The 24480-nt window shown below is 65.5% G+C and carries 24 protein-coding genes; 12 read left to right on the top strand and 12 right to left on the bottom strand.

Annotation, left to right across the window (positions count from 1 at the left end):
* Positions 1–17: 17 nt before the first annotated feature.
* Positions 18–3974 (top strand): DNA-directed RNA polymerase subunit beta', encoded by a 3957-nt coding sequence (locus tag J1M86_RS07405; RefSeq protein WP_206509377.1) that lies wholly within the window; start codon positions 18–20, stop codon positions 3972–3974.
* Between the two features lie 120 nt (positions 3975–4094).
* Here the strand turns inward: J1M86_RS07405 and J1M86_RS07410 are convergent, their stop codons facing one another.
* Both J1M86_RS07410 and J1M86_RS07415 read right to left on the bottom strand, forming a co-directional pair.
* Positions 4095–4451, bottom strand: coding sequence for a DUF2568 domain-containing protein (locus J1M86_RS07410; protein WP_206509378.1), 357 nt, complete (start codon positions 4449–4451; stop codon positions 4095–4097).
* A gap of 13 nt (positions 4452–4464) precedes the next feature.
* Positions 4465–6087 (bottom strand): GMC oxidoreductase, encoded by a 1623-nt coding sequence (locus tag J1M86_RS07415; protein ID WP_307786559.1) that lies wholly within the window; start codon positions 6085–6087, stop codon positions 4465–4467.
* 136 nt (positions 6088–6223) lie between these two features.
* Here J1M86_RS07415 and J1M86_RS07420 point away from each other — a divergent pair, with 136 nt between their 5' ends.
* Complete coding sequence (locus tag J1M86_RS07420; protein WP_206509380.1) at positions 6224–7177, top strand: endonuclease/exonuclease/phosphatase family protein; 954 nt, start codon at positions 6224–6226, stop codon at positions 7175–7177.
* Here the strand turns inward: J1M86_RS07420 and J1M86_RS07425 are convergent.
* On the bottom strand, positions 7174–7539 hold the full coding sequence (locus J1M86_RS07425) for a VOC family protein (RefSeq protein WP_206509382.1): 366 nt from the start codon (positions 7537–7539) through the stop codon (positions 7174–7176). The two genes, J1M86_RS07420 and J1M86_RS07425, sit on opposite strands and share 4 nt — an antisense overlap.
* A gap of 105 nt (positions 7540–7644) precedes the next feature.
* Between J1M86_RS07425 and J1M86_RS07430 the strand changes: the two genes are divergently transcribed.
* Together J1M86_RS07430 and J1M86_RS07435 are read left to right on the top strand one after the other, a co-directional pair.
* Complete coding sequence (locus J1M86_RS07430; RefSeq protein WP_206509974.1) at positions 7645–8646, top strand: MsnO8 family LLM class oxidoreductase; 1002 nt, start codon at positions 7645–7647, stop codon at positions 8644–8646.
* A gap of 26 nt (positions 8647–8672) precedes the next feature.
* Positions 8673–8876, top strand: coding sequence for a hypothetical protein (locus J1M86_RS07435; RefSeq protein WP_075837621.1), 204 nt, complete (start codon positions 8673–8675; stop codon positions 8874–8876).
* Between the two features lies 1 nt (position 8877).
* Here J1M86_RS07435 and J1M86_RS07440 read toward each other — a convergent pair whose 3' ends face one another.
* A complete protein-coding gene (locus J1M86_RS07440; protein ID WP_206509383.1) occupies positions 8878–9384 on the bottom strand; it encodes a histidine phosphatase family protein in 507 nt (168 codons plus the stop codon).
* Between the two features lie 162 nt (positions 9385–9546).
* Between J1M86_RS07440 and J1M86_RS07445 the strand changes: the two genes are divergently transcribed.
* The 6 genes from J1M86_RS07445 to J1M86_RS07470 are packed head-to-tail and all read left to right on the top strand — an operon-like array spanning position 9547 to position 15073.
* Positions 9547–10077, top strand: a complete 531-nt coding sequence (locus J1M86_RS07445) for a biotin transporter BioY (RefSeq protein ID WP_230555283.1) — start codon at positions 9547–9549, stop codon at positions 10075–10077.
* Entirely contained in the window at positions 10074–11177 is a 1104-nt protein-coding gene (locus J1M86_RS26820; RefSeq protein ID WP_206509384.1) for a synthetase, read from the top strand. Before J1M86_RS07445 ends, J1M86_RS26820 begins: the two co-directional genes overlap by 4 nt.
* Positions 11174–12322, top strand: coding sequence for a thiolase family protein (locus tag J1M86_RS07455; protein WP_206509385.1), 1149 nt, complete (start codon positions 11174–11176; stop codon positions 12320–12322). Before J1M86_RS26820 ends, J1M86_RS07455 begins: the two co-directional genes overlap by 4 nt.
* The gene (locus J1M86_RS07460) at positions 12319–12999 is read left to right on the top strand and encodes an energy-coupling factor ABC transporter ATP-binding protein (RefSeq protein WP_075839245.1); all 681 of its coding nucleotides are present in this window, start codon (positions 12319–12321) and stop codon (positions 12997–12999) included. Before J1M86_RS07455 ends, J1M86_RS07460 begins: the two co-directional genes overlap by 4 nt.
* A 13-nt stretch (positions 13000–13012) precedes the next feature.
* Complete coding sequence (locus tag J1M86_RS07465) at positions 13013–13663, top strand: energy-coupling factor transporter transmembrane protein EcfT (RefSeq protein WP_206509386.1); 651 nt, start codon at positions 13013–13015, stop codon at positions 13661–13663.
* 6 nt (positions 13664–13669) lie between these two features.
* Complete coding sequence (locus J1M86_RS07470; protein WP_206509387.1) at positions 13670–15073, top strand: class I adenylate-forming enzyme family protein; 1404 nt, start codon at positions 13670–13672, stop codon at positions 15071–15073.
* Here J1M86_RS07470 and J1M86_RS07475 read toward each other — a convergent pair.
* On the bottom strand, positions 14992–15771 hold the full coding sequence (locus J1M86_RS07475) for an acyl-[acyl-carrier-protein] thioesterase (protein WP_075839243.1): 780 nt from the start codon (positions 15769–15771) through the stop codon (positions 14992–14994). The genes J1M86_RS07470 and J1M86_RS07475 overlap by 82 nt on opposite strands.
* An 82-nt stretch (positions 15772–15853) precedes the next feature.
* A complete protein-coding gene (locus tag J1M86_RS07480) occupies positions 15854–17299 on the bottom strand; it encodes a bifunctional lytic transglycosylase/C40 family peptidase (RefSeq protein WP_206509388.1) in 1446 nt (481 codons plus the stop codon).
* 185 nt (positions 17300–17484) lie between these two features.
* Here J1M86_RS07480 and J1M86_RS07485 point away from each other — a divergent pair, with 185 nt between their 5' ends.
* Positions 17485–17868, top strand: coding sequence for a RidA family protein (locus tag J1M86_RS07485; protein ID WP_307786560.1), 384 nt, complete (start codon positions 17485–17487; stop codon positions 17866–17868).
* 15 nt (positions 17869–17883) lie between these two features.
* Here the strand turns inward: J1M86_RS07485 and J1M86_RS07490 are convergent, their stop codons facing one another.
* The 3 genes from J1M86_RS07490 to aroQ all read right to left on the bottom strand — a co-directional run bounded on the left by J1M86_RS07490 (position 17884) and on the right by aroQ (position 19719).
* Positions 17884–18447: a vitamin K epoxide reductase family protein gene (locus tag J1M86_RS07490; RefSeq protein WP_075839242.1), complete on the bottom strand. Its 564-nt coding sequence runs from the start codon at positions 18445–18447 to the stop codon at positions 17884–17886.
* Positions 18448–18455: 8 nt separating this feature from the next.
* Positions 18456–19181: a thioredoxin domain-containing protein gene (locus J1M86_RS07495; protein WP_269417441.1), complete on the bottom strand. Its 726-nt coding sequence runs from the start codon at positions 19179–19181 to the stop codon at positions 18456–18458.
* 100 nt (positions 19182–19281) lie between these two features.
* Positions 19282–19719 (bottom strand): type II 3-dehydroquinate dehydratase, encoded by a 438-nt coding sequence (aroQ, locus tag J1M86_RS07500; protein WP_075837626.1) that lies wholly within the window; start codon positions 19717–19719, stop codon positions 19282–19284.
* Positions 19720–19786: 67 nt separating this feature from the next.
* On the opposite strand from aroQ, the gene J1M86_RS07505 reads away from it, so the two are divergent.
* Positions 19787–21073, top strand: coding sequence for a nitrate/nitrite transporter (locus J1M86_RS07505; protein WP_206509978.1), 1287 nt, complete (start codon positions 19787–19789; stop codon positions 21071–21073).
* Between the two features lie 26 nt (positions 21074–21099).
* Here the strand turns inward: J1M86_RS07505 and J1M86_RS07510 are convergent, their stop codons facing one another.
* From J1M86_RS07510 to J1M86_RS07520, 3 genes are all read right to left on the bottom strand, one after another.
* Positions 21100–22761, bottom strand: coding sequence for a DUF222 domain-containing protein (locus tag J1M86_RS07510; RefSeq protein ID WP_307786561.1), 1662 nt, complete (start codon positions 22759–22761; stop codon positions 21100–21102).
* A 212-nt stretch (positions 22762–22973) separates the two neighbouring features.
* Positions 22974–23381 (bottom strand): ASCH domain-containing protein, encoded by a 408-nt coding sequence (locus J1M86_RS07515; RefSeq protein WP_206509389.1) that lies wholly within the window; start codon positions 23379–23381, stop codon positions 22974–22976.
* A gap of 12 nt (positions 23382–23393) precedes the next feature.
* Positions 23394–24437, bottom strand: coding sequence for an endonuclease/exonuclease/phosphatase family protein (locus tag J1M86_RS07520; protein WP_206509390.1), 1044 nt, complete (start codon positions 24435–24437; stop codon positions 23394–23396).
* Positions 24438–24480: the final 43 nt, after the last annotated feature.

The raw sequence follows: 24480 nt of genomic DNA on the forward strand, positions 1-24480 counted from the left end.
CGGGGAAAGGAAGTTACGTGCTCGACGTCAACTTCTTCGATGAACTTCGCATTGGCCTTGCCACTGCGGACGACATCCGTCAGTGGTCCTACGGCGAGGTCAAGAAGCCGGAGACCATCAACTACCGCACGCTCAAGCCCGAGAAGGACGGCCTCTTCTGCGAGAAGATCTTCGGCCCCACCCGGGACTGGGAGTGCTACTGCGGTAAGTACAAGCGTGTCCGCTTCAAGGGCATCATCTGCGAGCGCTGTGGCGTCGAGGTCACCCGCGCCAAGGTTCGCCGTGAGCGCATGGGCCACATCGAACTGGCCGCACCCGTCACGCACATCTGGTACTTCAAGGGCGTTCCGTCGCGCCTGGGCTACCTGCTCGACCTGGCACCGAAGGATCTCGAGAAGATCATCTACTTCGCCGCCTACGTCATCACCACGGTCGACGACGAGCTCCGCCACAACGAGCTCTCGACGCTCGAGGCCGAGATGGAGGTCGAGAAGAAGGCCGTCGCAGATCAGCGCGACGCCGACCTCGAGGCCCGCGCGCAGAAGCTCGAAGCCGACATCGCCGAGCTCGAAGCCGAGGGCGCGAAGTCCGATGTGCGCCGCAAGGTCAAGGATGGTGGCGAGCGCGAGATGCGTCAGCTCCGTGACCGCGCGCAGCGTGAACTGGATCGTCTCGAGGAGATCTGGACCACCTTCACGAAGCTGACGCCGAAGCAGCTCATCGTCGACGAGCTCATCTACCGCGAGCTCATCGACCGCTACGGCGAGTACTTCACCGGCGCCATGGGTGCCGAGTCGATCCAGAAGCTCATGCAGACCTTCGACGTCGACGCCGAGGCCGAGTCGTTGCGCGAGACCATTCGTAGCGGCAAGGGCCAGAAGAAGCTTCGTGCGCTCAAGCGTCTGAAGGTCGTGGCAGCATTCCAGGCCGGGCGCAACTCGCCGATGGGCATGGTTCTCGACGCCGTTCCGGTCATCCCGCCGGAGCTTCGTCCGATGGTGCAGCTCGACGGTGGACGTTTCGCGACGTCCGACCTCAACGACCTGTACCGCCGTGTCATCAACCGCAACAACCGCCTCAAGCGACTGATCGACCTCGGCGCGCCCGAGATCATCGTCAACAACGAGAAGCGGATGCTGCAGGAGTCGGTCGACGCACTGTTCGACAACGGCCGTCGTGGACGTCCGGTCACCGGACCGGGTAACCGTCCGCTGAAGTCGCTGTCGGATCTGCTCAAGGGCAAGCAGGGTCGTTTCCGTCAGAACCTGCTCGGTAAGCGCGTGGACTACTCGGGCCGTTCGGTGATCGTCGTCGGTCCTCAGCTCAAGCTGCACCAGTGTGGTCTGCCGAAGCTGATGGCTCTCGAGCTGTTCAAGCCGTTCGTGATGAAGCGTCTGGTCGATCTGAACCACGCGCAGAACATCAAGTCGGCCAAGCGCATGGTCGAGCGTCAGCGTCCGCAGGTGTGGGACGTTCTCGAAGAGGTCATCGCCGAGCACCCTGTGCTGCTGAACCGTGCACCTACCCTGCACCGGTTGGGCATCCAGGCGTTCGAGCCACAGCTCGTCGAGGGCAAGGCCATCCAGCTGCACCCGCTCGTCTGTGAGGCGTTCAACGCCGACTTCGACGGTGACCAGATGGCTGTCCACCTTCCGCTGTCCGCCGAGGCTCAGGCCGAGGCTCGCATCCTGATGCTGTCCTCGAACAACATCCTCTCGCCTGCCTCGGGTCGTCCGCTCGCCATGCCGCGTCTGGACATGGTCACGGGCCTGTTCCACCTGACGCGTCTCGACGACGGTGCCATCGGTGAACGTGCCGATGCCAAGACCGACGTGGCCGAGTTCGGTGCGTACTCCAGCCCGGCCGAGGCTCAGATGGCTGTCGACCGTGGATCGCTCACGGTGCAGTCACTGATCAAGGTTCGGCTGACGCACCAGCGTCCGCCGCGCGACATCGAGACCGAGCGGTTCCCCGAGGGTTGGCGTCGCGGCGAGGCCTGGATCGCGGAAACCACTCTGGGACGCGTTCTCTTCAACGAGCTGCTCCCGGCGGACTACCCGTTCGTCAACGAGCAGATGCCGAAGAAGCGTCAGGCGACCATCATCAACGATCTCGCCGAGCGTTACCCGATGATCGTCGTCGCGCAGACCGTCGACAAGCTCAAGGACGCCGGCTTCTACTGGGCCACGCGTTCGGGTGTCACCATCTCGATCTCCGACGTGCTCGTGCCGCCGGAGAAGCCGCAGATCATGGAGACGTTCGAGGCTCAGGCCGATCAGATCGAGAAGAAGTACCAGCGTGGCGCCCTCGACAAGGTCGAGCGCAATTCTGCACTGGTCAAGATCTGGCAGGACGCGACCGAGCAGGTCGGTAAGGCCATGGAGGCGCACTTCCCCGACGACAACCCCATCCCGATGATCGTGAAGTCCGGTGCCGCCGGAAACATGACGCAGGTGCGGTCGCTCGCCGGTATGAAGGGCCTGGTGACCAACCCGAAGGGTGAGTTCATCCCGCGTCCGATCAAGTCTTCCTTCAAGGAAGGCCTGACGGTCCTCGAGTACTTCATCAACACGCACGGTGCTCGTAAGGGTCTGGCCGACACGGCGCTTCGTACCGCCGACTCGGGCTACCTGACGCGTCGTCTCGTCGACGTCTCGCAGGATGTCATCGTTCGGGAAACCGACTGTGGCACCGAGCGCGGCATCAACACGACCATCGCGGAGAAGCTGGCCGACGGCACGATGATTCGTGACGCTCACGTCGAGACCAGCACGTACGCCCGCACATTGGCGAGCGATGCGGTCGACGCGGACGGCAAGGTCATCGTCGCTCGTGGACACGACCTCGGCGATCCGGCCATCGACGCGCTGCTCGAAGCGGGCATCACGTCGGTCAAGGTGCGCTCCGTGCTCACCTGCACCACCGGCACCGGCGTCTGCGCCACCTGCTACGGCCGCTCGATGGCAACCGGCAAGCTCGTCGATATCGGTGAGGCCGTCGGTATCGTCGCCGCACAGTCCATCGGTGAGCCCGGCACCCAGCTGACCATGCGTACCTTCCACCAGGGTGGTGTCGCCGGAGATGACATCACCGGTGGTCTGCCTCGCGTCCAGGAACTGTTCGAGGCACGCGTGCCGAAGGGCAAGGCTCCGATCGCGGACGTGTCGGGACGCATCCAGCTCGAGGACGGCGATCGTTTCTACAAGATCACCATCGTCCCGGACGACGGCGGCGAAGAGGTTGTCTACGACAAGCTCTCCAAGCGTCAGCGTCTGCGCGTGTTCAAGCACGACGACGGCACCGAGCGCCTGCTGGCGGACGGTGACCACGTCGAGGTCGGCCAGCAGCTGATGGAAGGTGCTGCCGATCCGCACGAGGTTCTACGTGTGATGGGTCCTCGCCAGGTTCAGATCCACCTGGTCAACGAGGTCCAGGAGGTGTACCGCAGTCAGGGTGTGTCGATTCACGACAAGCACATCGAGACGATCGTGCGCCAGATGCTCCGTCGTGTGACGATCATCGACTCCGGCTCCACCGAGTTCCTGCCCGGTTCACTGACCGAGCGCAGCGAGTTCGAGGCGTCCAACCGCCGCGTGGTGTCCGAGGGCGGCGAGCCCGCAGCCGGACGTCCGGTCCTGATGGGTATCACCAAGGCGTCGCTGGCGACCGATTCGTGGCTGTCGGCAGCGTCCTTCCAGGAGACCACTCGTGTGCTCACCGATGCGGCGATCAACACCCGCTCGGACAAGCTCATCGGTCTCAAGGAGAACGTCATCATCGGTAAGCTCATCCCGGCTGGTACCGGCATCAACCGGTACCGGAACATCCAGGTGCAGCCCACCGAGGAGGCACGTGCCGCGGCATACGCGGTGCCGTCCTACGACGATCAGTACTACAGCCCGGATGGCTTCGGAGCCAACACCGGTGCCGCAGTGCCGCTCGACGACTACGGTTTCTCCAACGAATACCGCTAGGCGACTTCGTCGCATGTGAGTGGAAGTACATGGCCCGCTATGTACTTCCACTCACATTGGAAAGCCCCGCAACCTCTTTCGAGGGTGCGGGGCTTTTCTCATCTCAGTAGGGTCCCGGAACTACAGCGTCGCGGTGCTCACCGGTGGAATCAGTGCGAGGGCATTGATGACTACCGAGAACACGGCGAAGCCCACCACGATGGACGTGCGCGCACCCGCGACGGCGAGGAGCACGGTGGCACCTCCGTAGAGTCCGAGCTTCACCACCCACACCATGGCCGGGATGTCGAACGTTGCCTTCGGCGCGGCGAAGAGCCCCCACAGCGTCGCGGCCGCGAGAACGGCGAGCACCGCAACCACCCAGCCGACGGTGCCGCGGCCGCTGAGTCGATACCCGGCGAATGCGAGTGCCGTCAGGATCATCAGTTCGTTGACGAAGAGCAGCAGACTCACGGTCCACACATACACGGTGGTCATCGAGATCGATTCTCTACTCTCCGTCGGCGATGATTCTTGCGATGTTGCGTTCCGCGAGGGCGGTGATGGTCAACGACGGGTTCGCCGCACCCGTGCTCCCGGGGATGAGCGCTCCGTCCACGACGTAGAGGCCGGGGTGTCCTTGGACGCGTCCGTAGGAGTCGGTGACGTCGCCGAGCACTGCACCGCCCAGGGGGTGGGCGGTGAACGTGTCGTCCACATCGCGGGTGAACGGCTCCGCCGAGACGACGGTGCGACCTGCCTGCGCCATCCTGTTGTTCACTGCACGCAGCGATTCGACGGTGTCGCGGCTGCCGCCCTTGGGCCAGGAGAGTGACATGGAGTCGGTGGCGGTGTCGAACCGGAAGTCCGCGCGCAGTGGGTCGATGGTCATCCCCAGAGAGGCGAGGAAGCCGAGGTCCGTGGGCACTCCCGGAACGTACCAGTTCTCCACTGTCAGTGGCAGATTGGTCTCGTCGGTGATTCGCGAAGCGCACGGCGACGCCTGCGAGACGGCCGCGATCGGGCCGAGGGAGCGGGTCATCGTGGCATCACCGTTGGTGCCCCAGCCCCGACCGACGAACTCGTTGAGATTGGCGAGAGCTCCCGTGGCCTGAGCGCGCATGAGGAGTTCGGTGGTGCCGATCGATCCGGCGCCGAGTACGAGCTTGTCGCATGTCAGAGTACGGATTTCGAGCACCTCGCCCTCGGGGGAGAGCCGTCGAACCTCGACGCGGTAGCGGCCCGAGGATTCGGTGCCGATGGAGGCGACCTCGTGGCTGTGGCACACACGCGCGCGACCGGTGGCCTCCGCCTGTGGGATGTAGTTCTGGGTGAGGTCGTGCTTGGCGCCGTTGGAGTTGCCGAAGGTGCTGGCGCCGACGGTCGCCGACGGTCGCGAGTGCCCAGATATCTCGTCACGCACGACATTCCAGTTCCAGTTGCCGTCCACGGGCTCGGGCGTGAAACCAGCGCGGCGGGCGTGGTCGTCCCAGACGCGTGAGTGCGTGAAGCTCGGACTGTTGTAGATGTCCGCGGGCATGATCGACGGCAGCAGCATCGAGCGCGCCTTCGGGTACCAGGTGCGTTCCATCTCGTCGTAACCGAGTCGGCCACCGAACGAGAGGTCGAAGTAGCGGCGATCGGGGGCGATGGTGACGCCGGTGTAGACAACCGAGCCACCACCGACGGCGGCCGCTCGCCACACGGACAGATTCTCGTAGCGGGTCGTATCGAGTACCCCGCCGAAGTAATCGACCGGTCCGACGGGAAGGCCGGTGATGTTGGTGAAGGAGGTCTGTCGCCAGAGACCACGACCGTCGGCGGTCATATCGGCGGTGAAGATCTCACGCCGAGGATCGCGCGGCCAGCGTAGGCCGCGTTCGAGGACGGTGACGTCGGTACCTGCCTGTGCGAGACGAAGCGCGGCAGCGCTGGCGCCGAAGCCCGAACCGATGACGATGACGGGGGTGTGATCGGGCGGGCGCGGCGGGTCGGCCCATAATTCCGGTACCAGTAATCGGATGGAGTCGACGCCGATGGGCAACGCTCCCGCGCGCCCGGCCGTCGCAAGCGGAGGAACGGTCAGACCGACCAGACCCGCAGCCGCCAGTTGAAGCAGTTTCCTACGTTTCACGTTGTGTATATCCCCTGCGCTCGAACCCGACTCGATCGTCATTGTTCCTTACCCGACCGAGGAAAAGCGACCGAGCGTCACTGAAACAGTGAAACCTCCCAGGCCCTCCACAGGTGGGGGTGACAGAATCACCGTGATGTACATCGTTATAGGTGCGGTTTTCGTGACGGCCGCGATCCTCGCCATCGCGGTCCACCTCGTCGACTCGACGCGCCAGAGCGTGCTGGTGGCCGGTGCATTGGCCCGCACCCCCATGTGGGCTTCCGTGCCCGGCACGGTGCTGCTCACGATCGGAGTGGGTTGGGTGGGGGCGCTCCTCGGCCTGGCCGTCATGGCGGCGGCAGCGTGGACGCAGTGGCCGCTCGTCGCGCGACGGTTCCGGGCGAAGGAATCGGTCCGGGACACAAACACGCTGGGCACGCCCTTCACCGTGCTGCACGCGAACATTCTGCTCGGCGGAGCCGACGCCGACGCCATCGTCGCACTGCTGGAGCGTCACCGCCCGGACGTTCTCACTGTCGTCGAGTTGACGCCGAGCGCGCACGAGAGGCTCCTCGCCGCCGGCCTGGCCGAGCATCTGCCGTACTCGTTCGTCAGTCTGGCGGGCGGCGGCGAAGGGTCGGGCATCTATTCGCAGCATCCGCTCGACGATGTGATGCGTCACGACGGCTATGCGGCCGAACAGCTCTCGGCCCGGGTCGAGGTGCCGGGTGGACCGACGCCGTTGGTCTTCGCGCTTCATCCGGTCCCGCCGTGGCCGCGATCACCGCAGGGGTGGGTACGGGAGTTGGCGTCGATCCGGCAGATGCTCGCGAAAATTCCAGCCGAGGACGGCCCCGTCATCGTCGGCGGTGACTTCAACGCGACTTTCGATCACAAGCTCTACCGAAACTTGCTGACGGGCTCGTACCGAGACGCGGCAATCGAGGTGGGCGCCGGCCATCTCGCGACCTACCACGCCGACATGCGGATTCCGCCGCTCATCGCGATCGACCACATCCTCGTGCGCGGGGCCGCCGTGACCGAGGTGGGTACCGTCGACCTGCCGGGTTCGGATCACCGCGGCCTCCGCGCCGCCCTCCTGCTCTAGGGCTTGGGCAGTTCTTGGACGGCCCACTCGTTGCCGTCGGGATCGCTGAAGAACACGAACTTGCCCCAACCGAGGTCTTCGACGGGAGCGATGTCCAAGCCTGCTGCGACCAGGTGGTCGCGGGCTTCGTCGACATTGTCGACGACGACGAGCATCCCCTCGACGCTGCCGGGCACTGCCTTGGTGATGCCCTTGCCGATGGCGATCGAGCACGCCGAACCCGGAGGCGTCAGTTGGACGTAGCGGATGTCCTCGGAAGGGCAGGCGTCGTGGTCGGCAACGAATCCGATGCCGGTGTAGAAGTCTTTCGCGCGGTCCACGTCCGAGACGGGAATCATGACGAGCTCGAGTTTCATGTCCATGCTGTTCTCCTCAGGTCGGTGTAGAACAACTATCTCGTCGATTGCGGACAGTTCCGGTCCTCGAACCCAAGAAATATGCGTCTCACAATCGAGGTTGTGGCAAGGGTGCTTCTCTCCATCCTCGATCGCTCCCGCACCCGTATCGGACTTCCGGACGCGGCTGCGCTGACGGCCACGATCGAGCGGGCAGCCCACGCGGAAATGTTGGGCTACCACCGCTTCTGGGTGGCCGAACATCACGGCGTTCCAGGTATCGCGAGCGGCTCGCCGCCGGTGCTGCTGGCCGCGATCGGCGCGAGAACCTCCCGCATCCGAATCGGGTCCGGCGGAGTGATGCTGCCCAACCATCAGCCGTTCGTCGTGGCCGAGCAGTTCGCGATGCTCGAAGCGCTCTACCGCGGACGCGTCGACGTCGGACTGGGGCGTTCGCTCGGATTCACCGAGCCTGTTCGCAAGGCCTTGCGTTCGGGCCGAGAAGAACCCGACGCCTTCGCCGAGGACATCGATGAACTACTCAGCTACCTGACCGGCACCGGCCCGGTGACCGTGCGGCCGGCAGTTCCGCCTGAATGGACAACGCAGCCGCCGATGTTCGTTCTCGCGACCGGGCAGGGTCTCGAAATCGCAGCGAAAGCCGGCCTGCCAGTGGTGGTCGGCGGTCCGATCCTGCAGGGTGACGGGGCCGCGCTCGAGCAGTACCGTCGCGACTTCCGATCGACCGAGCAGAACCCGCACCCCACCGTCATCGTCTCCCTGGACATCACGGTCGCTCGGACAGAAGAACGTGCCCGCGAGTTGGTGCTGCCGGAGGCCTGGGCGATGGCGCAGTCGAGGCAGACGGGGGAGTTCCCGCCCTTGACCTCGCCGCGGGATATCGACCTCGACGCGGCACCGGCCAGGATGCGCGAGCGCGTCGAGAAATCGATCGCGACAGGGTTGCACGGCACACCGGATCAGGTCGCCGACCGAGTAGTCGAGCTGATCCAGCGCACCGGCGCCGACGAGATTCTGGCCTCGACGTCCACCTACGACCGTGATGCACTGTTCGAGTCCGACGCCGCGCTGATCGATCTTTCGATGGCGTTGCGAGCTACTGTGGAGAAATAGACATACCGGACTGATGGAGGTTGGCGATGGCTGGCAAGAAGCTCGACAGAGTGCACGCGCAGACGGCACTCGAAACCGTCCGGGAGAACCCGGGCATCGCATTGATCGCGGCAGCGCCGGCGCTGGTCGTCTTCGCGGTCGTGTGGTGGCTCGCCGGGTTCGGAACTGCGCTGCTGCTACTCATCGCTCTGGGCGTCGTCGGCTTCGTCGTCGCGAAGGTCCGCAGCTGAGCTAGCTTTCTGCGCGGGGGATGCAGAAGTCTGTGATGGTGGCGGTGCCCGCCACCAGGTCCGCCCAGTCGCGGTCGGTGGTCAGCACGGCGAGTGCCGATGTGGGGAATCGATGCCGGATGGTTCGGGCCAGTTCCGAGTCGTCGTCCTCGGCCAATTCCAAGGCGGTCCAGGGTATTCCGGGTTCGTGCCCGACGACGAGCAGTGTGCTCACCTCGGAGTCCGTCAGCAGAATCTCCTCGATGATCTCGTCGGCCGACCCGCCGTAGATCTTTTTCTCGAAACGGGCAGCCCCGCCGAGGCCGGTGGCTGTGAGGGTTTCGCGGGTGCGTTGGGCCGTGGAGCAGAGCACCGCGTCGACGACGCCGACGTGCTCGGTGATCCAGGTCCCGGCGAGACCGGCTTCTCGTCGACCGCGCGGCGCGAGGGGGCGCTCGTGGTCCGGAGTGCCCTCGGGATACCCGGATTTGCCGTGTCGCATGAGGACGAGAGTTCTGGTCTTCTCCATACCTCCACCGTAAACGGTGTTGGCTCGTTGGCTACCGGGTCGGCTCACCTGCTACCTTGAACGCCGTTCAAGTTTTGACGACGAGGAGTCACGGTGGGCGCAGTGAAGCAATCAGTAGGCAAGAAGTCGATGGTCTCGAAGGTGCGGTTCTCTGCCCGAGACATGGCGCAGATCGCGGTGTTCGCCGCGTTGATCGCCGCTCTGGGGCTGCCCGGTGCCATCACCGTCGGTTTCAGCGGCGTCCCCATCACGTTGCAGACCCTCGGCGTCATCCTCGCCGGAGCCATCCTCGGCGCCCGCAAGGGCACCGCCGCCGTCACAGTGTTCATCGCGCTGACGCTGATCGGGCTGCCGCTGCTCTCCGGCGGTCGCACCGGACTCACCGCTCTGGCCGGTCCGAGCGCCGGATACCTGATCGGCTGGATCCCCGCAGCCTTCGTCATCGGACTGCTCACCGCGCGCATCCTGCCGAAGTATCCCCTCGCACTCGGCCTGCTGATCAACGCGCTCGGCGGCATCGTGGTCATCTACGTGTTCGGCACCATCGGGTTGCTGCTGCGCACCGACCTCGCGGTGTGGGCATCGATCTCGACCAACTTCGCATTCGTTCCCGGCGACCTGGCGAAGGTCGTCATTGCCACCGTCGTGGCGAAGAGCGTTCATCGCGCGTACCCGGGCCTCATCACCAAGTGAGGCTCGGCGGCTCGGGGCGGGACCCGGCGATCGACTGGGCCGGCACCGTGCTCACCTACGCCGAGTTCGACGAGGCAGTCGATCGCTGGCCCGCCGCGGCCGTGCACGACGCTTCGGAGCTGTCACCACCCGAGGCGCTCGTCTGCGTGTTCGCCGCCGCCCGGCAGGGCGCCGTCGTCCATGTCGAAGATCCGGCCGCCCGGCCACACCGAACTTCCGTGCCCGACGGAGCGTTCCTGCTCGTCGGCACGTCCGGATCCACCGGTACCCCGCGACCGCTCGCGCGGACCGCCGCGTCGTGGACGAGCAGTTTCGAAGAATTCAGCTCCCTCGTCGGTCTCACCCCGGCCGATAAAGTCCTCGTGACGGGACCGCTGCACGCCACGATGCATCTCTTCGGCGCCGTTCACGCGCTGTGGCTCGGGGCCTGCGTCACCGACAACCCTGCCACTGCCACGGCAGCGCATGCCGTACCTGCAGTGCTCAGGAAGCTGCTCCTCGGGACTGCACCCGATCTTCGAACGGTGATCGTCGCAGGGACAGGTCTCGATCGAGCCGCCGAGCAGCAAGCCGACGGCCTGAGGGTTGTCGAGTACTACGGCGCCGCGGAACTCTCCCTCGTCGCTGCCCGCGTCGTTCCGTCTTCACTGACCCTGTTGAAGGACGTCGAAGCCGAGGTCCGCGACGGACTCCTCTTCGTACGCTCGCCGTACGCAGCGCTGGGGACGGACGAGTGGGTCGGCGTCGGCGATATCGCCGAGCTGGGCCCGGGCCGCGAACTCGTCGTACACGGCCGCGGGGATGCGGCCATCGACGTGGGCGGAACGACCGTCCTCGCCGAGGATGTCGAACGGGTCCTGGGTGATATCGACGGTGTCCGCGCCGCAGCGGCCATCGCCACTCCTCATGCCGTGCTCGGTGCGACGGTGACGGCGGTGATCGAACTCGAGCCGGGCGGACGCCTGGAGCCGATAAAGCAGCAGGCTCGAGCACGCTTGCAGAGCACAGCCCTGCCGCGGCGATGGACCGTCGTCGAGGAGCTACCACGTACCGGCAGTGGCAAGATCGCCCGCGGCCGGGTGAAAGACTCGTATTCATGACCGCCAGCCCTAACGCGTTCGGTTCGAGTGCGATGCTCGTCGCTCCCTGGCGTACGCCCATCGGCAACGCCGGTCACGGCTTCGCGGCACTGACGACGACGGATCTCGCTGCCCCGGTCCTGGCCGCCACGCTGGCGACGCTGCTGGAGTCGGGGTGTGACGCGGACGTCGACGATGTCGTTCTCGGCAACTGCCTCGGGCCGGGCGGCGATCCGGCACGGGTATCGGCGTTGCGCGCCGGACTGGGCGCCGAAGTCCCCGGTGTGACGGTGGATCGACAGTGCGGTTCCGGGCTCGATGCGGTCATGCAGGCGGCGATGCGCGTACGCAGCGGCGAGGAAGAACTGATCCTTGCGGGCGGAGTGGAATCCGCGAGCACAGCTCCGTGGCGCTTCTGGCCGCCCGAGGGCGAAGCGGAACCGATCCGATACACGCGCGCGCCGTTCGCTCCGTCCGGTTTCCCGGACCCGGACATGGGTGTCGCCGCCGACGCTCTGGCGCAGGCCTGCGGGATCGGGCGGGAGCGGCAGGACGCGTACGCTGCCCGCTCGCACGCACTGGCGGCGGCGACGGATTTCACGGGTGAGATCGTGCCGGTCGCGGGCATCGAACGCGATCAACGTATTCGCCCCAACATGACGCAGGCTCGGCTCGCGCGGCTGCGTCCCAGCTTCACCGCCGACGGCACCGCGACTGCAGGGAACTCGTGCGGCATCTCCGACGGGGCCGCAGTGGTAGCGGTGACCTCGGAGGCTCTGGCGAAAGGCCTGCCGGCGCTGCGGGTACTCGGGTCGGCTGTGGCCGGATCGGATCCAGCACTGCCCGGGCTCGGACCTGTCCCGGCGATCGAGAAGGTACTGCGCCGTACGGGAATCGCACTGTCCGATATCGGGATCGTCGAGATCACCGAAGCGTTCGCCTCGGTGGTGCTGGCGGTGTCCGACCGGTTGGGCATCGACGAGAACACCCTGTGTCCGCAGGGCGGCGCCATCGCGATGGGTCATCCCTGGGGTGCCTCGGGAGCCGTTCTGCTCGTTCGACTGGCGCGTCAGATGCTCACCGAGAACGGCCCGGAACTGGGCCTGGCGGCGTGTGCCATCGGCGGCGGCCAAGGGATAGCGATGATCGTGGAGCGTGCGTGGTGAGTGAGATCGTGTTCGATTCGGTGCGCCATGCTTTCGGTGAGCGCGAGGTGCTGCGCGGGATCAGCCTGCGGATCACCGAGCGGCGAGTCGGCATCATCGGCTCCAACGGTTCCGGCAAGTCGACGTTGGCCCGCACCGTCAACGGACTGCTGGCACCCGATTCCGGCACCGTGACCGTCGACGGCGTCGACCCCGCGAAAAAGGGCGCCCAGGTTCGCAAGAAGGTGGGCTTCGTGTTCACCGACCCGGACACTCAGATCGTCATGCCGACGGTGGCCGAGGACCTTGCCTTCTCGTTGCGGCGGTCCGGACTGAGCAAGGTAGAGATCGCGGATCGGGTGCAGGAAATGCTGGTTCGATTCCAGCTCGCCGGCCATGCGGAGCACCCTGCTCACTTGCTCTCCGGAGGCCAGAAGCAGTTGCTGGCGATTGGCGCGGTGTTGATCCGCAGGCCCGAGGTCGTCATCGCCGACGAGCCGACCACTCTGCTCGACCTGCGCAATGCCCGCGTCGTGTCGCAGGCCCTCGACTCGATCGACCAGCAGGTCATCGTCGTCACCCATCAGCTCGCGCTGCTGGAAGGCTTCGAGCGTGTCGTCGTCATAGACGATGGGCTCGTCGCGTTCGACGGCACGCCGAGCGACGCTGTTCCCGCATACCGGGAGCTCGTCGAATGATCGGCCGTGTCAGTTGATAGGTCTGTACCGGCCGGGCACGTCCCCGATACACCGGCTCCCTGCGGGGGCGAAACTGATACTGCTGGTGACGACGATTCTCGCGGTGGCAATTCTGGTGCGAACTCCACTTCAAGTGCTGGCGGTGGCCGCCGCAGTTGCCGCGCTGTTCGCGGTCGCGCGGATCCCGGCGAAAATCGCGGTGGCGCAGTTGCGTCCGGTGCTGTGGATGCTGTTGATCATCGGGACGTTCCAGCTGATCATCACCTCCTGGCAACGCGCCGTCGTCGTCTGCGGAGTCCTGCTCATCTCGGTGGCCCTCGCCGCGCTGGTCACCGTCACCACCCGCGTGACCGCCATGCTCGATACCGTTACCCGTGCACTCGGGCCGTTGCGCCGTTTCGGCGTCGATCCCGAGCGGGTCGGTCTCATGCTCGCCCTGGCGATCCGCTGCATCCCCATGCTGGCGACGATCGTGCACGAGGTCTCGGAGGCACGCAAAGCCCGCGGGCTGCAGTGGTCGATGACGGCGCTGGCCACACCCGTCCTCGTGCGGGCATTGCGCACCGCCGACGCGATGGGCGATGCACTCGTCGCGCGCGGCGTCGACGATGACTGGGATGACGACGACTGGGACGAGGATGACTGGGATGACGAGAGTGTGTGAGGTGCCATGTCCGAATTGTTGACCGACCGCATTGCCCGTCGCGTCGTCGAGATCCCGGATGCAGCGGCTGTTGTCGATCGCCGGGAAGTGGTGACGTACGCCGAGTTCTGGCACCGAGTCACGCGCACCGCGGCCGGGATGCGCGGCATGGCGCGGGTAGCGGTGTTGCCGACGTCGGATGTCTCCTCGCTCGTGGCGGTCGCCGCGGCGATGGCGTCGGGAACCGGGGTGGTGCTACTGCACCGGCACCTTCTCCCCGAACAGTTCACGCGGGTGATGGATCTCGCCCGCCCGGCCGCGGTACTGGCGGCGCCGAGTCAGCACCGACGGTTGCGGCAGTGGGGGTGTGATGACCCGGTGGCTGGTCTCGATGCAGACGGTTCGCACGGGAGAGCCGAGCCCGGCGACGAGATGCTTCTCGGTGTCACCTCGGGTACGACGGGTGAGCCGAAACTGTTCGTCCGCAACCAGCTGTCGTGGGCGCGCACGTTGGATCGCAGCGACGAGGTGTTCGACATCGGCCGCGGTGATCGACTCTGCACCCCTGGTGTGCTCGACCACACCCACTTCCTCTACGGCGCGCTGCACGGGCTGACGTGCGGTGCGACGGTCGACGTGCGCCCCCTCGTCGCGGCGGTGGCCGATGAGCCGACCCATCTGTATTCGGTGCCGACCATCGCGTGGGATCTCGTCCGATCCGGCGTCGACTCCGTTCCCAGTGTCCGCGCCGTGCTCTCGAGCGCGGCGCGTTGGCCGACCCAAGGCCGAGTCGCACTGCAGACCGTGCTGCCGAACGCGTCGCTCACGCATTTCTACGGCGCCTCGGAGCTGAGCTTCGTCTCCTACGATCGTGGCGTCGATCCCGGAGCCGGAACCTTGTTCGACGGGGTCGAGGCCGACGTTCGCGACAGCATCGTCCATGTTCGCAGCGACATGCTTTTCGACGGCTACCTCACCGAATCCGGTGTGACAGGCGGGCCGGTGGACGGGTGGATGACGGTGGGCGACAGGGGGACGGTGGACGGCCGCGCGTTGACGCTACTGGGGCGCGGCAGTGAGGTGATCAATCGCTCGGGACTGAAAGTCGAACTGGCGCCGATCGAGGCGGCGGCGCTCGAGGTGCCCGGGGTCGCCGAGGCGGCCTGCATCGGGGTGCCGGACGAGCGGATGGGTGAGGTACCCGGACTGGCGGTGGTGCTCGGCCCGCAGCGGCCTGAGATTGCCGATATCCGTAGGCATCTTCGTGCTGTGCTGCCGAGCCCGAGCATGCCCGCACGCATACTCGTCGTCGACGAGCTTCCGCACACTCCGCGCGGCAAGCTCGACCGTCACAGCTTGGGCGCCACCTTCGCCACCGAGCGCACGGACCCGTCCACCACGAACCACAGGGTGAGCGCGCCGCCCTCGTAGCGGTGGCGGATGATGACGTGCTCGCTCGCGAGGATGGGCGAGAGATACTCGATCACGGCTCGGTGCGGCTCGCGCACCAACTCGGTGTGAGTGACCAGGAACTCTTCGACGGCATGCCAGTACGCGGCATTGTTGACGTGGTTGAACGAGTCGATGTCCGTGGCGCGCAACGGGAACGGTGTGTCGGTCTCGGATGCGTCGGGCACCGGTTCGGTGAGCCATGCTTTCCACCGAAGTCGGTGCTCGTCGGTGGTGCGGGCCAACAATTCCAGAGCCTCGTCGCTGATGCGCGTGGGCATTCCGGTGGTTGCGCTGATGTTGATCCAGAACCCCTCGGTCTCGATCGAGGCGCCCTTGCCGCTGGAGATCTGCACGCGCATGTTCGACCATCGCGTCGACATCGAGGAACACCAGCGTCGCATGTGCACCCGGTCCGGGAAGTGCACCGGTTCGATGACGTCGATGACCGTGCGGCGGACGATCCAGAACGGATCGGTGGCATGTAACGGCGTCGCGTCGAGGTTGTCCGAGCCGATGTCCTGGAGATACCGGGCGATGCCGTCGAACCGCAGGCGATTATCGGGATCGACGTCGGCGGTGCGAACGGTCCAGCCCGTCTCGAATCCTTCGCCGACCGGGGGCGGCGGGGCAAGTTCGTCGGTGAAGCTCTGGGGTTCGGTGCCGGCTCCGGTGGTCACAGGCGTGCTCCTCGTCTCGGGGTCGGTGCTCGCGCTCGAACCTACCCCCTGACTCCGTCAGAGCAATCCCTGGAGCCTTCCGTCAGAGCACCCGGCGCGCTTTCATGCCGTCGAACACGTCGCCGACGCGGACGACGTCGCCGCGCTGGGGTGCGTGGACCATCTGACCGTTGCCGATGTAGATCGCGACGTGCCCGGGGCCGGCCGACTGCCAGTTCCCGAAGAGCAGGTCGCCCGGCTGCGCCATTTCCAGCGGAATCTCGGTGCCCACATTCCACTGGGTTTCAGAGGTGCGGGGGAGCGTCACGGCACCGGCCGACGCGCGGTACATCGCATACGAGGTCAGGCCGGAGCAGTCGAACCCGCCGCCGGACGGACCGTTGATGTTGCCGCCGCCCCAGACGTAGGGGAGGCCGAGGTAGTCCATCGCCGAGTTGACCGCGCGGGCCCCGATGGTGCCGAGATCGAGGGACGAGAACGGGTTGAGCAGCGCCGCGAACTGCCTCTCGGTGGCGCGGATCTTCGCCACGTATGGCTTGGTCTGATTCTCGTAGTCCGGTAGGCCCGAGGGCATTCCGCCCGACCGAAGCACAGCGCCGGCGCCGGCGTTGTAACCGGCCAGGGTCAGATCCAGGGAATCGCCGGATACCCGGCCCTGCGACTTCCACTGCTCGACCTGCTTGTTGATGTCACAGAGCAGGTTGCCCGAAGCCATGACGGAATCGGCAATGCCGTTGACGTCGGCGACACCGTCTCCGTCGGCATCCTTGCCGTACTTGGCCCAGGTGCCGGGCATGAACTGGCCCGGGCCTCGGGCTCCGCTGCTCGATACCGGGGCGGTGGGCCCGTGACGGAACCCGTTCTCGGCCGCGTAGAGGGCGGCGATGGTAGGGGCGTTGACACCGTCGCAGATGGCACCGGCTTTCATCAGCCACGGCACGAAGGCGGTGATCGCGCCGATGGGGGAGGTCGAGACTCCGGTGAACGTGGCGGGCATACCAGGGAACAGTGCACGCCGAATGGCTTCGGCGGCGGGCATGAACGCGGTCTGGGACGCGAGTTCGCCGAGAGAGAAGGTCGATGTGCCGAATTGCATGCCGCCTGCACTGCTCGGGAAGATCGACGAGAACGCCGCTCCTGCAGAGGGAACCGTCGCGGAGACAGCGGCAGTGGAGACGATGGAGTTGGTCGTCGCGGGCTCGGCGGGCGGCCCGCTCTCGGACTCGGCCGGGTCCGCCGGGTCGGACGGCTCTGCGTCCTCGGGCGCCGGGGGTAGCAGGGGTTCGGCCGCGCCCTCGACGGCGGCTGCTGCGTCCTCGAGCATTGTCTCGGCGGTCTCACGAGCCGGCTCGGGTAGTGCGCCGAGCATGTCGTCCAGTTGCTTCTGCAGTGCAGGTGCCGATTCTTCCGCGGATGCGGCAATACCTGCAGCACCGTCCGCGATCTCCGGGGGTAGTTCCGTGCCTGCTGCCACTCCTGCGGCGGACACGATTACCGCAACGATGACTGCGATGGGGTCGCCTGCCATGTAACAACTCCTGGTGCTCGCGCTCTCCCCGACCTTGTCGTACCGAACTCATCTCAGTGAGCTGGCTCACATCATCATGCACTGTCGGTGCGGATTGCGGAGCGTTATAGAACGCGTACCAGTTCTGTGAACCGTTACATTGAGATTCGTATTCGTCACAGAAGGAGCGCGTCATCGACAAGCAGGTGCTGTCACCAAGCACAGTGTGGGATCCGGGTGCCCAGTTGTTGTCCCAATGCGTGGTCGTCCGCGACGTCGAGCGGACGCTCTACCTGTCCGGGCAGACCGCGATCACAGCCGACGGTAGCTTCGACGGCGTCGGGGACGTGGACGCGCAGATTCGCCTGTCGTTCGAGAACATCCGGCTGATCCTCGACGCGGCGGGCGGTGCGCTGGACAACGTCGTGAAGTTGACGGTCTACTTCCGCGATATCGGCGACCTCGACATCTACACCGGCATCCTCGGCGAGCTGTTCCCCGAGACCAGACCAGCGCAGACCGTCGTCGAGGTCGCTCGTCTCGCGATGCCTGAGTTGCTGGTCGAGATAGAGGCGGTAGCGGTGCTGTAGGTCCGGTCGCTGTGGCTAGGGCACCAGGGTTGCCCAGTAGTCGGAGAAGCGGATTCCGATCGCTGCGATCACCACCGCGTACCAGACGGCGAGAATCGTCCAACGCCATTCGACGAACAGGCCGCCCACCCGTGAGTTGCCGACCAGCTGTGAGAGCGCGACCACGAGGATCGGCATCGTCACCGCCCACACCACCATGCAGTACGGACACAACGCGCCGATCACGTACAAGCTTTCGTAGATCAGCCAGTGTACGAACACTGCGCCGAGCAGGGTGCCCAAGGTCAGGCCCAGCCAGTACCAGTGCGGCAGAGCGATGCGTGCGAGCGTCAGTACACCGGTGACGAGGACGACGGTGAATGCGACTATGCCGATGATCGGATTGGGGAATCCGAACAGGGCGGCCTGCTCCGTGGTCATCACCGTGCCGCACGAGAGGACCGGATTCAGGCTGCACGACGGCACGTACGAGGCGTCCTGGAGGAGCTCGATGCGTTCGATGGTCAACGCCAGTGCGGCGAGCAGACCGAGGAATCCGCCGACCGTGAGGACCCAGGCGGTGGCGCGGGCAGGCTTCACTGCGGGGCCTACTTCGCGTCGGCGATTGCGGTGCGCAGGCCGTCCGGACTCGGGTTGGCCACCACGGTGCCGTTGACCGAGACGGTCGGGGTGCCGGTGACGCCGGACTCGAGCACGGTCTGCGTCGTAGTCGCCACGAAGTCGTTGTAGCTGCCGTCGGTGATGCAGCTCGCGAGTTCGGAGCTGTCGACCCCTGCTGTCTCGGCGATGGCGATCAGCTCGTCGTCGCTCAGTCCGGCGCCGCCCTCAGCGGGTTGCTGCGCGAACATTGCCTCGTGCCAGCTCGGCCACGCGGCCATGTCGGCTTCGGCGACGCAGATGCCGGCGTTGGCGGCGCGAGTGGAGTAATTGGTCGACGACGCTCGATCCAGGATCGAGATCGGCGTGTAATCCACGGCGATCGTGTTGTCGGCGGTCAGCTCGGAGAGCGTGTCCCCGCTGAGGGCTTCGAACTGCTTGCACGCCGGGCACTGGAAGTCTTCGACGACCGTGACGACGACGTCGGCGTCGGGATCACCGATTCTGATGGCCCCGTCCGCGGTGACCGCCGACGGGGTGGCACCGGTTGCGGTGTCATCGGAGTTCTTGGAGGCGATACTGAAACCGATGACCGCGATCAGGGCGATGAGTACCGCCGCGACGCCGAGTTGGATCAGCGTGCGGCTGCCCCTGTCCTTCTTGCCCTGCATAGCCGCCGTGGCCGCCTGTGCCTTCTTCTTGCTGTTGTTGCTCACTGCGAAAGGTCCCTTGCTCGCCGAACTCGTCCAAGTCCTAAGCCAGGATAGGGGTACGAACCTGAGCCCTGGCTGTGAGTGCCGGTCAAGTGAAGGCCGGTCAGGTGAGTGAGATGAGCCGTTCGATCGCGTAGCCGTATCCGGCCACGCCGAAGCCTGCGATGACACCGCTGGCGATGGGCGAGACGAAGGAGTGGTGCCGGAACTCCTCGCGGGCGTGGACGTTGCTGATGTGGACCTCGATGATCGGGATCTCCGGAACGACGAGGGCGTCGCGGAGGGCGACCGACGTATGCGTCAGGCCACCGGGATTGATGACGATGCCCGAAGCCACTCCGCGGGCCTCGTGGATCCAGTCGATGAGCTGGCCCTCGTGGTTGGACTGTTCGGCGCGGACTGTGCGGCCGTGTGCAGCGGCGGTCTGCTGGCACAGTGCGACCACGTCGGCGAGCGTTTCCTGGCCGTACACCTCGGGCTGACGGGTACCGAGCATGTTCAGGTTCGGCCCGTTCAACAGCAGGATGTGTCCGTCGGCCATGTCGTCTGCTCACTTTCTCGTGGTCGAGTCGCGCAGGCTGCAATCTTTTCACAGCGCACCCGGCACAATGATTGCAGTGAGAACTGTGTGGGTGGTTTGGGGCGTCGGTGTGTTCGCCTACATCGTCGGGGTTCTGCACCGGACCTCGTTCGGTGTCGCGGGTCTCGACGCCGCCGACCGTTTCGCAGTCAGCCCGTCGTTGCTCTCCCTGTTCGTCGTGTTGCAGATCGTCGTCTACGCCGGGATGCAGATCCCGGCGGGTGCGATCCTCGATCGGGTCGGCTCGCGCAAGATGATCGCGCTCGGGGCCCTGTTGATGGTGATCGCGCAGCTCGTGCTCGCGACGACGGCGTCCCTGCCGGTTGCGGTCGGTGCTCGAGCGCTCGTGGGGGTCGGTGATGCCCTGACGTTCATCTCGGTGCTTCGTCTCGTACCGCAGTGGTTCGACAACCGGCGAGTTCCCATCGTGTCGCAGTTGACCGGCTTGCTCGGGCAGTCGGGGCAGATTCTCTCGGCGGTGCCGTTCCTTATGATTCTGCACGGGTCGGGCTGGACGTTCGCCTTCGCGAGTGCGGCCTCGCTCGGATTGTTGGCGTTCGTGCTGGCGCTGGCGCTGATCCGCAATTCCCCGCCCGGTGCCGAAGTATTGACCGAGCCGACCACGATACGGGAAACGCTGGCGACGATCGGTCGGGTGTGGAAGCGGCCGGGCACCAAGCTCGGCTTCTTCACGCACATGGGGACTCAGTTCTCGATCACGGTGTTCGCGCTGCTGTGGGGAATTCCGTATCTCACCACGGCGCAGGGGTTGTCGACCACTGCGGCAGGAACGCTGCTGTCGCTGTCGGTGATCTCGGCGGTCATCTCCGGTATCGGACTGGGCATTCTGACGGGCCGGTACCCGATGCGTCGGTCGTGGCTGGTGCTCACGATCATGGTCAGCAATGCCGCGATCTGGGCTGTTGTGCTGGCGCTGCCAGGCCCGGCTCCTCTGTGGTTGCTGGTGGTGCTGGTGGTTGTCGTCTCGGTCGGTGGCCCGGGCAGCGTCATCGGGTTCGACTATGCGCGTACGTTCAATCCGAGTGCGAATCTCGGCACCGCGCAGGGCATGGTCAATGTCGGCGGCTTTCTGGCCTCGCTCCTGGTCATCGCGGCCATCGGTGGGGTTCTGCAAGTGATGGGCGGGTATACCTTCGAGGCTTTCCGGGTGGCGTTTCTCGCCCAGTACCCGGTGTGGTTCATCGCGATCGTCGGCGTTCTGCTTACCCGTCGTTCGACACGCAAAGAACTGGCGGAGGAGGGCATCTATCCGCACACGATGCGCGAGGTTCTGCAGCGCTTTCGTGACCGGTAGTGGCCGACACACATCAGCACGGCACATCAGAACGGCGCCGGATCGTCGGTGTCTGCGGCTGAACCGGCGGCTGCTGTTGCGCTCGCGACGGCCGGCTCGGCGGGATCTGTGCCGCATTTCGTTCGCCGTTTTCGCGGAATGTGCGGGATCAGGGATTCGCCGGACAGATCCGCAGTGCCGACCACGCTGCCGGGCAACGTGATTGTGGTTGTCCCCGAGCTCGACACCCAGTAGTCGGCCCCGCCGGCCAACATCCTTGGAATCCACACACCCATGGTTTTCAGCATGTGGTGGTAGCGACACAGGCAGTGCAGATTGGTCGATACCGTCCAGCCTCCCCGCGCTGGATCTCGGTGACGATAGGGCACTACATGGTCGATTTCGCAACTGGCTGCGGGTACGTCGCAGCCTGGATGACGGCACGTGCGGTCGCGGTGACGTACACAGTCGGCGAGGGCAGCGCTGGGCCGGTAGCTGAGCGCGCCTGCGGGCGGTTCGGTGAAACCCCCGTGGCCATCGGGGTGAACCGCTTCCGCCAGCGCGGGATTGGACGCGATAGCGGCCTCCATTGCGGCGATGAGCGTGTACGAACCGCGATAGCACCCACCGACAGGCACCTTCGGGCCGCGATCGAGTGATCCCGACGCTGCGCGCTCTGGAAAACTCGAGCCGCGCCGTCGCCGCCCCCTGCCCAGCGGATGGAAGGTGACAGGAGTGCCCGCCGGTCCACCGCCACCCAAACCGACGCTGCTAGCAAGACCGGCCGCCTTGTCGCCATCGACCCCCAGCTTTGCTGCCAGGTTCGAGGCTTCGGTCAGCATGAGCTGCCAGTCTCCGTTGGCGGCAAGTTCTCGCGCGTACTCGGCATCGATGAGTCCGTGTCCCGCGAGATAACCGGGCAGGTCCGACAGGCCCGCCAGGGTCGTGAGGTCAATAGTCACGGTGGTCAGCGGTGCGCGCCTGTCCGGCACCTCCCGTTTCGCCGAACAAGGGTGGTCCTCGTCTTCCGTACAGCTGCACGGCAGGTACTCCTCGCGGCGCAGCAGCGCCGAATATGCCGCGGCGAGTCGTTGGTTGCGCGTGCGGGGATCCCGGTTGCACACGGTGGCGGCCATCTCGTTGATCAGTTGCCAGCAGGCTGCGGCATCGGCGGCTTCCAGATCAGCCTCGATAGTGGCGAGTACGTCCTTGTGGCGGTAACGAACTCGCGTCAGGCTGGCCAGCTTCTTGCGCAGTTCAGCTGTCTCGTCCGGGGCGATGCGCTGCATGGTCGCGGCGATCTCGGTCGAGAGTGGACCGGAGGACATGCGTCGCGCAGCATGGAGGATTTCCGATTCCGCGCGCTGCGCGGCCTCGAGTGAGTAGCAGTTCGTCGTTCGGTAGATGGCTCGCACCCGGGCCAGGTCGAGCTCACCCGCCTCGAACGCTGCCTTGACCGCAGGAAGTCGAAGCCGCAGGTCCATGCCCACATCGGCGAGCGTGTCGGCAACTGTCTTGGAGCACCCCAGGGCCTTGGCGGTTTCCGAGGCGGCGTAGTTTCCGGCATCCATGATGTGCTCACCGATCTGAACGGTCTGATGGACGCACGAGTCCCAGATGGCGGCTGCCAGCGCGACTTTTCGGGCGCAGGCTTGGTTCTCCAGGCACGCGACCTCGGATATCTCACGCAGCAGAGAGCTATCTATCACGGGCTTCTTCTGTGGACCCGCGTACGACGCGAAAGCTCTTCCGTACCCAACCGACATGACCTGTGCCCCCAGCATCGCGTCAAACAATCTTAGAACGTATGTTCGACTATATGCCGGGAAATCGAATAGGTCAAGCGAAAACTGTTGCACACCAGCAACTATCGAGGGAAACGGCCGATACACCATCGCACCGACAGATTCCTTGCCCTCGGCTACCGAACCAGCCGGAATCGCTCGAGTACCACCGGGGTGTCATCGTCGACGGTGAAGGTCGGGTCCCCAAGTTCGCACCGCACCGCGTCCGAATGCCAGAACCTCTCGTGGGCAGCCCGCCACTGAGCCACCGTCGTATGCCCCTCGCCCTCGTCCCGTGCATGTTCGACGGTGACATCTCGCAACCGCGTGACATCGACCCCAACTGTCTCGATGATGCCCACCACCGCGCCGTTCGAGTCGACCATGCCGAAACAGCCACCGACCACCGGAAGCGGTTCGTTCTGCAGTGTGTAGTCGACAAGCAGGCCGGTGGTGGTTGTCTTTCGTCCGGACAGGACCAGCGCGACCAGCGAATCTCTCAACTCGCCGGGAAACGCGAACTCGACGATGGGTAGATCCTCCATCGCCTCAGCTTCTCAGATTTCCAGATCCACCCACACCAATCGGTGGTCCGACGGGTGCTCGGAGTCGGCGGGCCAGTACACCGCGGAACCGGTGACGGTCAGCTCGGAGGACGGGAGTGCGTAGTCCACCCGTAGGTCACCCGGCACAGGATCGGCGAAGTCGGCTGTATCGGTGCCGTATGACGCAGATGTGGGAGCCGGGTCCTGCACGCGCGGCTGGTCCAGCAACTGCGCAATCGCACCGTCGACGGAATCACCGTCGATGGGGTCGCTGTTCTGATCGCCGAGTACGACGAATGACTCGCCGTCGGCCAGGCCGCCTCGAACGCCGTTGTCGTCGTACAGATACTCCGCTCCATCGATGTAGTCCGCCGTCAGCCGGATCTCGTCGTGGTTGCGTTTTCCGTTGCGATCCTCCGGGCCGTCGAAGGTCGGCGGGGTGGGATGCGAGGCCAGCACGTGCAGTGTCTTTCCGTTCACCTCGACGGGCACATCCCAGTGCGATTTGCTGGAGAGTCGAAGCGCGTCCGCTGCTTCCCCGTAGTACTCGCGCGGCAACAGCGAGTCCGGCATGTCCTTCCACAGGAAGTCCTGGAAGGTTCGCACGCCCTCCACGGAAATCGGATACTTCGACAGCACCAGCATCCCGTACTGACCGGGAAAGACCCCGAATCCGTACGCGTCGTTCGGGCCGCCGAGCGAGCCGTCGGAGTCGAGATCCAAGCCCGAGTCCACACCGGTGTTGACGGGCGCGGTGAAGGAGTGGGGGTAGACGCCGTCCAGGTAGTTCTCTCGGAACAACTCGACGGCCGCGGGGGAGTGGTCGAACTCGTTCACCAACAGGATGTCCGGTGCATTCTCGGCAATGACGTCGGCGACGGCGCGGGCCTGTGCGTTCTCGCCGTTCAGATCGGCCGCTAACTGTCCCTCGGAAGCGCGATTGAGGCTGGCATTGAAGGTGGCCACACGCACCGAGGTGGGTTGCTGTTCGGTGGGCGCGCACCCGGTCAGTGCGCAGACGAGGACAACAACTCCGAGTGCTCCGACGAGTTTCACGTCGAGGACGGTAGGTGAGCTACTTGAACAGCAGGCAAATTAA

It is taken from the genome of Rhodococcus sp. KRD197, from assembly GCF_017168235.1.
GTDB lineage: Bacteria > Actinomycetota > Actinomycetes > Mycobacteriales > Mycobacteriaceae > Rhodococcoides.

Excerpts from the sequence above, each read along its gene's own strand:
- J1M86_RS07425 (WP_206509382.1), bottom strand. The coding sequence starts at position 7,539 with ATGGACATGAAACTCGAGCTCGTCATGATTCCCGTCTCGGACGTGGAC.
- J1M86_RS07445 (WP_230555283.1), top strand. The coding sequence starts at position 9,547 with ATGGCGCAGATCGCGGTGTTCGCCGCGTTGATCGCCGCTCTGGGGCTG.
- J1M86_RS07435 (WP_075837621.1), top strand. The coding sequence starts at position 8,673 with ATGGCTGGCAAGAAGCTCGACAGAGTGCACGCGCAGACGGCACTCGAA.
- J1M86_RS07505 (WP_206509978.1), top strand. The coding sequence starts at position 19,787 with ATGATTGCAGTGAGAACTGTGTGGGTGGTTTGGGGCGTCGGTGTGTTC.
- J1M86_RS07420 (WP_206509380.1), top strand. The coding sequence starts at position 6,224 with ATGTACATCGTTATAGGTGCGGTTTTCGTGACGGCCGCGATCCTCGCC.
- J1M86_RS07480 (WP_206509388.1), bottom strand. The coding sequence starts at position 17,299 with ATGGCAGGCGACCCCATCGCAGTCATCGTTGCGGTAATCGTGTCCGCC.
- J1M86_RS07410 (WP_206509378.1), bottom strand. The coding sequence starts at position 4,451 with ATGACCACCGTGTATGTGTGGACCGTGAGTCTGCTGCTCTTCGTCAAC.
- J1M86_RS07455 (WP_206509385.1), top strand. The coding sequence starts at position 11,174 with ATGACCGCCAGCCCTAACGCGTTCGGTTCGAGTGCGATGCTCGTCGCT.
- J1M86_RS07470 (WP_206509387.1), top strand. The coding sequence starts at position 13,670 with ATGTCCGAATTGTTGACCGACCGCATTGCCCGTCGCGTCGTCGAGATC.
- J1M86_RS07515 (WP_206509389.1), bottom strand. The coding sequence starts at position 23,381 with ATGGAGGATCTACCCATCGTCGAGTTCGCGTTTCCCGGCGAGTTGAGA.
- aroQ (WP_075837626.1), bottom strand. The coding sequence starts at position 19,719 with ATGGCCGACGGACACATCCTGCTGTTGAACGGGCCGAACCTGAACATG.
- J1M86_RS07440 (WP_206509383.1), bottom strand. The coding sequence starts at position 9,384 with ATGGAGAAGACCAGAACTCTCGTCCTCATGCGACACGGCAAATCCGGG.